This is a genomic window from Mycobacterium sp. 3519A (assembly GCF_900240945.1).
Lineage (GTDB): Bacteria > Actinomycetota > Actinomycetes > Mycobacteriales > Mycobacteriaceae > Mycobacterium.
This window is the reverse complement of sequence record NZ_OESG01000014.1, coordinates 1,685,511-1,696,675: the sequence shown is the minus strand read 5'-3', so window position 1 is coordinate 1,696,675 and position 11,165 is coordinate 1,685,511. Positions and strand designations below refer to the sequence as shown.

The 11,165-nt window shown below is 65.5% G+C and carries 13 protein-coding genes; 10 read left to right on the top strand and 3 right to left on the bottom strand.

The features are described 5' to 3' along the window. Positions 1-10 precede the first annotated feature (10 nt). Positions 11-1,258 carry a cytochrome P450 gene (locus C1A30_RS29280; protein ID WP_101951728.1) on the bottom strand — a complete coding sequence of 416 codons (1,248 nt, stop codon included), beginning with the start codon at positions 1,256-1,258 and terminating at the stop codon, positions 11-13. A gap of 120 nt (positions 1,259-1,378) precedes the next feature. Between C1A30_RS29280 and C1A30_RS29275 the strand changes: the two genes are divergently transcribed. The 6 genes from C1A30_RS29275 to C1A30_RS29250 all read left to right on the top strand — a co-directional run bounded on the left by C1A30_RS29275 (position 1,379) and on the right by C1A30_RS29250 (position 5,986). Then, the gene (locus tag C1A30_RS29275) at positions 1,379-2,542 is read left to right on the top strand and encodes a steroid 3-ketoacyl-CoA thiolase (protein WP_101951727.1); all 1,164 of its coding nucleotides are present in this window, start codon (positions 1,379-1,381) and stop codon (positions 2,540-2,542) included. Next, positions 2,542-2,916: a hypothetical protein gene (locus C1A30_RS29270; RefSeq protein ID WP_101951726.1), complete on the top strand. Its 375-nt coding sequence runs from the start codon at positions 2,542-2,544 to the stop codon at positions 2,914-2,916. The genes C1A30_RS29275 and C1A30_RS29270 overlap by 1 nt, the downstream gene beginning before the upstream one ends. 9 nt (positions 2,917-2,925) lie before the next feature. Next, on the top strand, positions 2,926-3,378 hold the full coding sequence (locus tag C1A30_RS29265) for a nitroreductase family deazaflavin-dependent oxidoreductase (RefSeq protein ID WP_101951725.1): 453 nt from the start codon (positions 2,926-2,928) through the stop codon (positions 3,376-3,378). Continuing rightward, entirely contained in the window at positions 3,375-4,103 is a 729-nt protein-coding gene (locus C1A30_RS29260) for a hypothetical protein (RefSeq protein WP_101951724.1), read from the top strand. The genes C1A30_RS29265 and C1A30_RS29260 overlap by 4 nt, the downstream gene beginning before the upstream one ends. Before the next feature lie 35 nt (positions 4,104-4,138). After that, positions 4,139-4,582, top strand: coding sequence for a nitroreductase family deazaflavin-dependent oxidoreductase (locus tag C1A30_RS29255; RefSeq protein ID WP_101951723.1), 444 nt, complete (start codon positions 4,139-4,141; stop codon positions 4,580-4,582). A 201-nt stretch (positions 4,583-4,783) separates the two neighbouring features. After that, a complete protein-coding gene (locus C1A30_RS29250) occupies positions 4,784-5,986 on the top strand; it encodes a histidine phosphatase family protein (protein ID WP_101951722.1) in 1,203 nt (400 codons plus the stop codon). On the opposite strand, the gene C1A30_RS29245 is transcribed toward C1A30_RS29250, so the two are convergent. Both C1A30_RS29245 and C1A30_RS29240 read right to left on the bottom strand, forming a co-directional pair. Then, positions 5,987-6,892, bottom strand: a complete 906-nt coding sequence (locus tag C1A30_RS29245) for an SDR family oxidoreductase (RefSeq protein ID WP_101951721.1) — start codon at positions 6,890-6,892, stop codon at positions 5,987-5,989. It abuts the gene before it with no gap. Positions 6,893-6,905: 13 nt separating this feature from the next. Then, positions 6,906-7,718: an SDR family oxidoreductase gene (locus C1A30_RS29240; protein ID WP_200828461.1), complete on the bottom strand. Its 813-nt coding sequence runs from the start codon at positions 7,716-7,718 to the stop codon at positions 6,906-6,908. Between the two features lie 13 nt (positions 7,719-7,731). Here C1A30_RS29240 and echA20 point away from each other — a divergent pair, with 13 nt between their 5' ends. Genes echA20 through ipdC form a run of 4 tightly spaced genes read left to right on the top strand, consistent with a single transcriptional unit; the run spans position 7,732 to position 11,162 of the window. Further along, a complete protein-coding gene (gene echA20 / locus C1A30_RS29235; RefSeq protein WP_101951719.1) occupies positions 7,732-8,493 on the top strand; it encodes a (7aS)-7a-methyl-1,5-dioxo-2,3,5,6,7,7a-hexahydro-1H-indene-carboxyl-CoA hydrolase in 762 nt (253 codons plus the stop codon). Next, the gene (gene ipdA / locus C1A30_RS29230; protein WP_101951718.1) at positions 8,483-9,358 is read left to right on the top strand and encodes a cholesterol ring-cleaving hydrolase subunit IpdA; all 876 of its coding nucleotides are present in this window, start codon (positions 8,483-8,485) and stop codon (positions 9,356-9,358) included. The genes echA20 and ipdA overlap by 11 nt, the downstream gene beginning before the upstream one ends. Continuing rightward, positions 9,358-10,104 carry a cholesterol ring-cleaving hydrolase subunit IpdB gene (gene ipdB, locus C1A30_RS29225; protein ID WP_200828460.1) on the top strand — a complete coding sequence of 249 codons (747 nt, stop codon included), beginning with the start codon at positions 9,358-9,360 and terminating at the stop codon, positions 10,102-10,104. Before ipdA ends, ipdB begins: the two co-directional genes overlap by 1 nt. Beyond that, entirely contained in the window at positions 10,101-11,162 is a 1,062-nt protein-coding gene (ipdC, locus tag C1A30_RS29220) for a (3aS,4S,5R,7aS)-5-hydroxy-7a-methyl-1-oxo-octahydro-1H-indene-4-carboxyl-CoA dehydrogenase (RefSeq protein ID WP_101951716.1), read from the top strand. The genes ipdB and ipdC overlap by 4 nt, the downstream gene beginning before the upstream one ends. Positions 11,163-11,165: the final 3 nt, after the last annotated feature.

Below are 11,165 nucleotides of genomic sequence, written 5' to 3'. Positions count from 1 at the left end.
TCCTCGAGTCTCAGCGAGAGGCGGGACACTTGCCGGTGTAATCCACCTGCCAGTGCTTGATCCCGTTGAGCCAACCCGACTTCAGCCGCTCGGGCTCGCCGATCGGTTTGAGATCGGGCATGTGATCGGCGATCGCGTTGAAGATCAGGCTGATGGTCATCTTGGCGAGGTTAGCGCCGATGCAGTAGTGGGCGCCCGTTCCGCCGAAACCGACGTGCGGGTTGGGGTTACGCAGGATGTTGAAGGTGTGTGGGTGGTCGAACACCTCTTCGTCGAAGTTGGCTGAGCGGTAGGACATCACCACCCGCTGCCCGTTCTTGATCTGCACGCCGCCCAACTCGGTGTCCTCGAGCGCGGTGCGCTGGAACGCCGAAACCGGGGTGGCCCACCGGACGATCTCATCGGCCGCGGTCTCCGGTCGCTCCTTCTTGTACAGCTCCCACTGATCCGGATTCTGCGAGAAGGCGATCATGCCGTGGGTTATCGAGTTACGCGTCGTCTCGTTGCCGGCCACCGCGAGCATGACCACGAAGAAGCCGAACTCGTCGTCGGAGAGCTTCTCCCCGTCGATGTCCGCCTCGATCAACTGGGTGACGATGTCCTCGGTGGGGTTCTTCGCGCGCTCGGCGGCCATCTGCATCGCGTACTGAATGAGCTCGACCGACGACACCGCGGGGTCGATGTGCGCGTACTCGGGGTCCTCGCCGGCGGTCATCTCGTTGGACCATCGGAACAACTTGTCGCGGTCCTCCTGCGGCACACCGAGCAGGCCGGCGATGGCCTGAAGCGGCAGCTCGCAGGACACCTGTTCGACGAAGTCGCCCGACTGTTCCGCCGCGGCGGTCTCGGCGATCTTCTGGGCGCGCGCACGCAACTCGTCCTCCAACCGCCCGACCGCGCGGGGGGTGAAGCCGCGAGAGATGATCTTGCGCAACCGGGTGTGCTGCGGCGCATCCATGTTGAGCAGCACAGCCTTCTGCAGATCGATGGCGTCGCGGGTCATGTCCTGCGGCCAGACCGGGATCGCGCCGTCGGGCGAGCTGCCGAAGATGTCGTTGCGCTTCGACACTTCCTTGACGTCCGCGTGCTTGGTGACGAGCCAGTACCCTTTGTCTCCGAAGCCGCCGGTGCCGCCGGGGACGTCGACCCAGTGAATCGGCTCGGACTTGCGCAGCTCGGCGAGCTCAGCGACGGGCAGACCCGCGAGGTTCAGTTCTGCGTCGAGGAAGTCGAAGTCGGCTGAGATGGGGCAGGGCATATAAAGCTCTCCTCAATTGCAACGTGTTCTAGTGCCAGTAAAACATGCCTCCACCGCAGATAAAAGGCAGGTCGCCATCCTCGCTTGTCAGACTAATGAAACGTGTTCTAGCCTGACGGAATGGGTAACCCTGTCATCGTTGAAGCCACCCGCAGCCCAATCGGCAAGCGGAACGGATGGTTGTCCGGACTGCATGCCACCGAGTTGCTGGGCGCCACGCAGAAGGCGTTGGTCGAGAAGGCCGGCATCGACGCCGGGGACGTCGAGCAGGTCATCGGCGGCTGCGTCACGCAGTTCGGCGAGCAATCCAACAACATCACGCGGGTGAGTTGGCTGGTCGCCGGCCTGCCCGAACACGTGGGCGCGATGACGGTGGACTGCCAGTGCGGCAGCGGCCAGCAGGCCAACGGTTTGATCGCCGGCCTCATCGCGGCAGGCGCCATCGACGTCGGCATCGCGTGCGGCATCGAGGCGATGAGCCGCGTCGGCCTCGGCGCCAACGCGGGCCCCGATCGCAGCATCCTGCGACCCTCGTCGTGGGACATCGACCTGCCCGACCAGTTCACGGCCGCCGAGCGGATTGCCAAGCGGCGGGGCATCACTCGCGAGGACATTGACCAACTCGGCTTCGACTCGCAACGGAAAGCGAAGCAGGCGTGGGCCGAAGGCCGGTTCGACCGCGAGATCAGCCCGATCGAGGCGCCCGTTCTCGACGAGAACAAGCAGCCGACCTCCGAACGGGCACCCGTCACGCGCGACCAGGGCTTGCGCGATACCACGCTGGAGGGTCTGGCATCGCTGAAACCGGTGATCGAGGACGGTATCCACACCGCCGGCACCTCATCGCAGATCTCCGACGGCGCCGCCGCGGTGCTATGGATGGACAGTGATGTGGCCAAGGCGCACGGTTTTCGGCCGCGGGCGCGGATCATCAGCCAGGCGCTGGTCGGCGCCGAGCCCTACTACCACCTCGACGGCCCGGTCCAGTCGACGGCCAAGGTACTGGAGAAGGCCGGCATGAAGATGGGCGACATCGACATCACCGAGATCAACGAGGCGTTCGCCTCGGTCGTGCTGTCGTGGGCCCGGGTGCACAACCCGGACATGGACAAGGTCAACGTCAACGGAGGCGCCATCGCGCTCGGCCACCCGGTCGGCAGCACCGGCAGCAGACTGATCACCACGGCATTGCACGAATTGGAGCGCACCGATCAGAGCACGGCGCTGATCACGATGTGTGCCGGCGGCGCGTTGTCCACCGGCACGATCATCGAGCGGATCTAGTGTCTACGTCGGACGCCGAACGGATCGCGGCCGCACAGGCTTACATCGATGCGCTGGTGAGCCACGACGCCGACAAGGTTCCGTTCGCGCCCGGCTGTACCAGGATCGAATTCGGGGTGAAGACGGGATTCTCGGGAGATCACTTGCGCCGCAGTCTGAATGGCGGTCCGCAGTACCGGGTGATCCGTTCTACCAGTGTTCCCGATTTCACCGTCGAGGGAGATGTCGTGCGGGCCAGGTTCGATCTGGTGACCAAACCGTCGATCGGGGGCAGGCGGGTTGGCGCGCATATCGACGAGACATTCGTCATTCCCGCCGAAGACGGCACCATCCACCACATCAGGGCGGTCGTTCGCCCCTTCCTGACGTCCTAGGATCGGCGCATGGCAAAGTCGCCGCCGCCCAACCTGAATTCCCCGTTCGCCGACTCGTTCATCAAGTGGATGTCACGCGCAAACACCTGGATGTACAAGGTGACCGCGGGCAGGCTCGGCGGCGCCGTGCAGAAGGCGCCCGTCGCGCTGCTGACGACGATGGGTCGAAAGACCGGCCAGCCGCGGGTAGCGCCGCTGCTCTACATCCGCGACGGCGACAAGGTGATTGTGCCTGCGTCAAGAGGCGGCAGCGACAAACACCCGATGTGGTACCTCAACCTCAAAGCCAACCCGAACGTGCAGGTACAGATCAAAAAAGAGATCCTGCACCTGACCGCGCGCGACGCCAACGAGCAAGAGCGGCAACGCTATTGGCAGCGGCTGGCAGAGGTCTATCCGACCATCAACGACTACCAGTCATGGACTGATCGGATGATCCCGCTGGTAGTTTGCGAACCATGACATCTGACTACGATCTGCACTTCTACTTCGACCCGGTCTGTCCGTTCGCGTGGATGACCAGCAAGTGGGTGCGGATGGTGGCGGCCCAGCGGGATTACGCGGTGGACTGGCGGTTCATCTCGCTGCGCATCCTCAACGCGCACATCGACTACGCGAGCCATTTTCCTCCCGAGTATGAAGACGGACACACCGCGGGGCTGCGGCTGTTGCGGGTCGCCGCGCGGGTGCGTGCGGAGCAGGGGCGCGCCGCCGTCGGGCCGCTCTACGAGGCGATGGGGACGAGGATCTTCGACACCTCGCGCGAGGTCGACCCGCTTTCGGCTTCTGGCCAAGGGTCGCGGGAAATGCTCGAACCGCTGCTGAAGGATCTCGGTCTACCCGTCGACCTGGCCGATGCGCTCGACGACACGGGATACGACGACGAAATCCGTGCCGAGACCGAGGAGGCGCTCGCGCTGACGGGCCGCGACGTCGGGACCCCCATCCTGCACTTCCAGCCGCCGGACGGGACGGCGTTCTTCGGGCCGGTGATCAGCAGATTGCCGTCACCAGAGGATGCCGCTCGGCTCTGGGACCATGTCATCGGATTGGCCGGTTTCCCCGGGTTCGCGGAGATAAAGCGCAGCCTGCGGGAGCGTCCTCAATTGGCGAGCTTCGGTGTCGATACGGAATCGGTTGGCAAAGAAGAGGATTGGCACGGCGGCAGCCGTCGACTCAAGAAATAGTTTGCCGATTCCCCGTTGCGGCAAACCCGCGGGGTATGGCAGGCACGATCCGCAACTCGCGACCTCTGGTGCTGGCGATGAAGTACTTCGCACGCACCCATATCTGGGTCTATCGACGCACCAACGGTCGGCTGGGCGCCAAACTGCTGTGGTTCCCCGCCGCGCTGATCACGACGACAGGCCGTAAGACAGGTGCTGCGCGCACCACCCCGACGCTGTATCTGCGCGACGGCGACCGTGTGGTGCTGCCTGCGTCGTTCGGAGGCCGCGACGAGCATCCGGGGTGGTACCGCAACCTCGAGTCAAATCCCAAAGTGCATGTGCAGATCCGCGATGAGCACCTCTATCTCGTCGCCCGCGACGCCACCGACGCAGAGCGACAACACTATTGGCCGAGGCTGATCAAGATGTACCCGCCGTATCGCGGCTATCGGGAGGCGGCTGACCGGGTGATTCCGCTGGTGATCTGCGAGCCGTGATACCCCAGCGTTGGCCGCCACAACCGGCCACTAGCAACAAGATTGCGCCCGTTAGAGCACATACCGTTGCTGTGCCGTCTGTCCATGATGAGCCGACCGGGGCGCTCCGATTGCGATTGGCAGATTTGTCGAACTGTCTACTTCCGGCCTTGAGCGTCTTGTACGGTGAGCGCGCTCACCGGCATGCAGAGGGAGTGATCGATGCGCCGCCTGTCTTCCATCACCACGACCGTCGTCGCCACGATCGTGCTGATGCTCGCGACCGCGCTGCCCGCATGGGCCGCGGAAGCGATGACGCTGACGTTCGTCCGGCACGGGGAATCGGAGGCCAATGAAGCGGGCGTGATCAACACGTCGGTGCCCGGCCCACATTTGACCCCGAAAGGTCAGCAGCAGGCGGTCGACATTGCCGATGTGCTCAAAGGCAACGGCTACGACGGCGTCTATGCCTCGTCGATGATCAGAACGCAGGAGACGGCGCAGCCCCTCGCCACCGAGTTGAACATGCCGGTCACGGTCCTGCCCGGGCTACGGGAAATCGACGCCGGGGTTTTCGAGGGCCAGTCGGAGGATTCTGGGCTCGGCCGCATCGGCTACGTGTTGGGCCCGGCCGCGTGGACGCTCGGCGCGAGGTTCGTGCCGGTGCTCGGGTCGACCGACGGCAATGCGTTCGACGCCAGGGTGGACGACGCCGTGCAGAAGATCTACGACAGTGGTGACCGCAACGCGGTGTTGTTCTCGCACGGGGCGACGATCATGTTCTGGACGATGATGAACGTCGACAATCCCGATCTGGGGCTGCTGCTCAGCCATCCGTTGGACAACATCGACGTCGTGGTGATCACCGGCAATCCGGAAGACGGTTGGACGCTTGAGAATTGGGATGGCATCGAGGTCGCCGAAGAACCGTCGTTGCCGACGAAGCTGTTCGTCGACGTCCGTAATGTCGTCACCGCGCCGCAGACCGCGCTCTATCGCATCGGGCAGGCGTTCGCCTCGGGTGATGTGGCGCGACTTGCCAAGGCTGTTCGAGACGGCGTCGTCGACGTCGCCACGAAGGTCGTCGGCTTCGTCCCCGAAGTCGTCAACGATGTCGTCGGTTCCCTGAGAAGTGCGGCCCCTGCTGAAAAGTCCGCCGCCGAGTCCGTCGCCGCGGACACGCAGGAGACCACGACATCGGCGAAGAAGACCGCCAAGAAGACCGTTAAGAAGCCCACTGAGACCACGAAGCTCAAGAGCGGCAACAAGTTCGAACCGGGTGAGACCGCCGCAAAGGCACCCAAGACGGTTGACTCGGAAGGACTCGAGGACGACACCGAGAAGTCCGTGACAACCATTGAGCCGAAGGCCGACACCACCGAAAGCGACACCGACAACACCGGCGAGGAGAAGAAGGCCGCGTAACTAGGCGCCGTAAACCGGAACCGGCGGGCGGGCCTTGGCCAGCAGGTCCTTGATCACCGGACCGAGTTCGGCGGGATCCCAGCGGGCGCCCTTGTCGGCCTGAGGCCCGTGCGCCCAGCCCTCGGCCACCCGGACGATGCCGCCCTCGACCTCGAACATCCTGCCCGTCACGTCACGGGACTCGACACTGCCCAGCCAAACCACAAGCGGGGAGATGTTTTCCGGTGCCATGGCGTCGAAGTCGTTGTCCTGCGTCGCCATCATCTCGGCGAAGACGGTCTCGGTCATTCGGGTGCGCGCGGACGGCGCGATCGCGTTGACGGTGACGCCGTAGCGCCCCATCTCCGCGGCGGCCACCAGCGTCATGGCCGCGATACCCGCCTTGGCGGCACTGTAATTCGCCTGTCCCACACTGCCTTGCAGGCCCGCCCCGGAACTGGTGTTGATGATCCTGGCGTCGACCGGGTTGCCCGCTTTCGACTGAGCGCGCCAGTACGCCGCGGCGTGGCGCATCGTCGCGAAGTGGCCCTTGAGGTGCACCGCGATGACGGCGTCGAACTCTTCTTCGCTGGTGTTGGCGAACATCCGGTCGCGGACGATGCCCGCATTGTTGACCAGCACGTCCAACCCGCCGAAGCGCTCGACCGCGGTCTGGATCAGACCTTCGGCCTGCTGCCAGTCGGCGACGTTCGCCCCGCTGGTGACGGCTTCCCCACCGGCGGCGGTGATCTCGTCGACGACACCCTGCGCTGCGCTGCCGCCGCCCGCGGGTGAACCGTCGAGGCCGACACCGATGTCGTTGACCACCACCCGTGCGCCTTCCGCGGCGAACGCGAGCGCGTGCGCACGCCCGATGCCGCCGCCGGCGCCCGTCACGATGACCACCCGGCCGTCGAGCAAACCCATATTCGGTGTCTCCTTACTTGATTGCGTTCGTTGTGGCCAGGTAGTGCGGCGGCTCGCCGCCGCCGTGCACCTCGAGGCTGGCACCGCTGATGTACGACGCCGCGTCCGAGGCGAGAAACGCTGCAGCCCAACCGACGTCGGCAGGTGTGGCGAGCCTGCCGAGCGGCACGTTCTTGGAAATCGCCGCGATCGACTCCTCGTCGCCGTAGAAGAGTTCCGACTGTTCGGTCTCCACCATGCCGACCACGACCGAGTTGACCCTGACTTTGGGCGCCCACTCGACAGCCAGTGTGCTGGTGAGACTTTCGACACCGGCCTTGGCGGCGCCGTAGGGCGCGGTGCCCGGGGTGGGCCTGCGGCCGCTGACGCTGGAGACGTTGACGATCGACCCGCCGCCGTCCTGCGTCTGCATCACCGCGTTCGCGTGCTGGGCCACCGACAGCGGACCGAGCAGGTTGAGTTCGACGATCTTGCGGTTGAACTTCGCGCTCGCGTCCGCGGTGAGCACGTACGGCGATCCCCCGGCGTTGTTGACCACGACATCGAGTCGGCCGTGCTTCTCGGCGATCGTCGCGATCATCGCCGCGACGGCGTCGTCGTCACGGACGTCGCAGGAGTGGAATTCGTACGGCAACCCGTCGACCGCGCGCCGTGCACACGTCACCACCGTGGCGCCCTGATCGGCGAAGACGGCACTGATTCCGGCGCCGACGCCGCGGACCCCACCGGTCACCAGGACCACTCTGTCCTTGAGCCCGAGGTTGATGTCTGCGGCGTCGGTCACTGTGCTAGCGTACCAAGCAAGTGCTTGCTTAGGTACCGACACCCCAGGAAGTGCAATGCCGATCACCTCCACGCTCACCGAACCGGGCATCGTCTCGGTCACCGTCGACTACCCGCCGGTCAACGCGATCCCATCGCGCGGTTGGTTCGAACTCGCCGACACGATCACCAAGGCCGGCGAGGACCCCGCGACCCACGTCGTGATCCTCCGTGCGGAGGGTCGGGGCTTCAACGCAGGCGTCGACATCAAGGAGATGCAGAACACCGAGGGCTTCACCGCGCTCATCGACGCCAACCGGGGCTGCTTCGCGGCCTTCCGCGCGGTATACGAGTGCGCAGTGCCGGTGGTCGCGGCCGTCAACGGGTTCTGCGTCGGCGGCGGCATCGGCCTGGTCGGCAACGCCGACGTGATCGTCGCCTCCGACGACGCCACATTCGGACTTCCGGAGGTGGAGCGCGGCGCGCTGGGAGCGGCGACACACCTGTCGCGCCTGGTGCCCCAGCACATGATGCGCAGACTGTTCTTCACCGCGGCCACGGTCGACGCCGAGACGCTGCACCACTTCGGGTCCGTGCACGAGGTGGTGCCCCGCGCCGAGTTGGACGAGGCGGCGCTGCGGGTCGCCCGCGACATCGCCGCCAAGGACACCCGCGTCATTCGCGCCGCCAAGGAGGCGCTGAACCTGATCGACGTGCAGAAGGTGAACTCGAGTTACCGTATGGAACAAGGGTTTACGTTCGAGCTGAACCTGGCAGGTGTCGCCGACGAACACCGCGACGCGTTCGCGGGCACGACAAAGGGCAAGAATGAGCGATAAGCGGACCACCCTCGACGACGCAGTCTCATCCATCGAGAGCGGCATGACGATCGGCATCGGCGGCTGGGGATCTCGGCGCAAACCGATGGCGTTGGTGCGGGCGCTGCTGCGCACCGACGTCACCGACCTGACCCTGGTGACCTACGGCGGACCCGACCTCGGGTTGCTCTGTTCGGCGGGGAAGGTGAAGCGGGTCTACTACGGCTTCGTATCGCTGGACTCGCCGCCGTTCTACGATCCCTGGTTCGCCAAGGCGCGCACCAGCGGTTCGATCGAGGCGCGCGAGATGGACGAAGGCATGCTGCGGTGTGGGTTGCAGGCCGCCGCGCAGCGGTTGCCGTTCCTGCCGATCCGCGCGGGCCTCGGCAGCGACGTGCGCGCGTTCTGGGGTGACGAGTTGAAGACCGTGCGATCGCCGTATCCCACCGAAGGTGGCTTCGAGGAGCTGATCGCGATGCCCGCCTTACGGCTCGACGCCGCGTTCGTGCACATGAATCTCGGTGACGCCCAAGGCAATGCGGCTTACACCGGCATCGACCCCTACTTCGACGACCTCTATCTGATGGCCGCGGAGCGCCGATACCTGTCCGTGGAGAAGGTGGTGCCCACCGAGGAACTGGTGAAGTCTGTGCCCCCGCAGGCGCTGCTGGTCAACCGGATGATGGTGGACGCCGTGGTCGAAGCGCCCAACGGTGCACACTTCACCACCGCCGAACCGGACTACCGCCGCGACGAGAAGTTCCAGCGGCACTACGCCGAGGCGGCCGCGTCCGGTGACACCTGGCGGGAGTTCGTGGCGACGTATCTGTCCGGTAGCGAAGCCGACTACCAGGCGGCCGTGCGCAAGTTTGGAGAAACGCAGTGATGTCGACGACCCGAGCCGAAATCTGCGCTGTCGCATGTGCGGAACTGTTTCGCGACGCAGGCGAGATCATGGTCAGCCCGATGGCGACCATGGTGTCGATCGGTGCGCGGTTGGCCCGATTGACCTTCTCCCCCGACATCCTGCTCACCGACGGTGAGGCCAGGCTGCTCGCCGACACCCCCGCCATCGGTGTCGTCGGCGCGATCGAAGGGTGGATGCCGTTCGGCCGCGTCTTCGAGACACTGGCCTGGGGTCGTCGCCATGTGGTGATGGGCGCCAACCAGATCGACCGCTACGGCAATCAGAACCTTTCGGCGTTCGGGCCGCTTCAGCACCCGACCCGGCAGATGTTCGGTGTCCGCGGTGCGCCCGGCAACACGATCAACCACGCGACGAGTTACTGGGTCGGCAACCATTCCAAGCGGGTATTCGGCGAATCCGTCGACGTGGTGTCCGGCATCGGCTGGGACAAGGTCGATCCGGACAATCCGGCGTACCGGTTCGTCAACGTGTACCGCGTGGTGAGCAATCTCGGCGTCTTCGACTTCAACGGGCCCGAGCACCAGATGCGTGCGGTGTCGCTGCATCCCGGCGTCGAAGCCGATCAGGTGGCCGAGAACACCTCGTTCGAGGTGCACGGCCTGGACGCGGCCGAACAGACCCGGCTCCCCACCGAAGCGGAACTGAAGCTGCTCCGCGACGTGATCGATCCAAAATCGCTGCGGGACAGGGAAATACGAACATGACAAAACTGCGCACGCCGCTGACGGAACTCGTCGGCATCGAACATCCGGTGGTGCAAACCGGGATGGGTTGGGTGGCGGGTGCGCGTCTGGTGTCCGCGACGTCCAACGCAGGCGGACTCGGCATCCTGGCGTCTGCGACCATGACACTGGACGAGTTGCAGACCGCCGTGACCAAGGTCAAGGCCGCCACGGACAAACCGTTCGGCATCAACATCCGCGCCGACGCAGGCGACGCGAACGACCGCATCGACCTGTTGATCCGCGAGGGCGTCAAGGTCGCATCGTTCGCGCTGGCGCCGAAGCCGGACCTGATCGCCAAGCTCAAAGAGGCAGGCGTGGTGGTGATTCCGTCGGTCGGCCTGGCCAAGCATGCGAAGAAGGTCGCCGGTTGGGGCGCCGACGCGGTCATCGTCCAGGGCGGCGAGGGTGGTGGGCACACCGGCCCGATCGCGACGACGCTGCTGCTGCCATCGGTGCTCGACGCGGTGGACATCCCGGTCGTGGCGGCGGGTGGCTTCTTCGACGGCCGCGGGTTGGCGGCAGCGCTGTCCTACGGCGCCGCGGGTGTGGCGATGGGCACGCGCTTTCTGCTGACCTCCGATTCCACTGTGCCGGACGCGGTCAAGCGGCGGTACCTCGAGGCGGGTCTCGACGGCACCGTGGTGTCGACCCGGGTCGACGGCATGCCGCACCGGGTGCTCCGCACCGGCCTGGGCGAGAAACTCGAAAGCGGTTCGCGGCTGCGGGGGTTCAGCGCCGCGGTCCGCAACGCGCAGAAGTTCAAGAAGATGTCGGGGATGACGTGGCGGTCGATGATCAGCGATGGCCTGGAAATGCGGCACGGTAAGGAACTGACCTGGTCGCAGGTGGTGATGGCGGCCAACACCCCGATGCTGCTGAAAGCAGGCCTGGTCGAAGGCAATACGGACGCGGGCGTGCTGGCATCGGGTCAGGTCGCGGGCATCCTCGACGATCTGCCGTCGTGCGCCGAACTGATCGACACGATCGTGGCGGACGCCGTCAAACACCTGCAGGCCGCCGCCGCCTTCGTCGAATAGCCT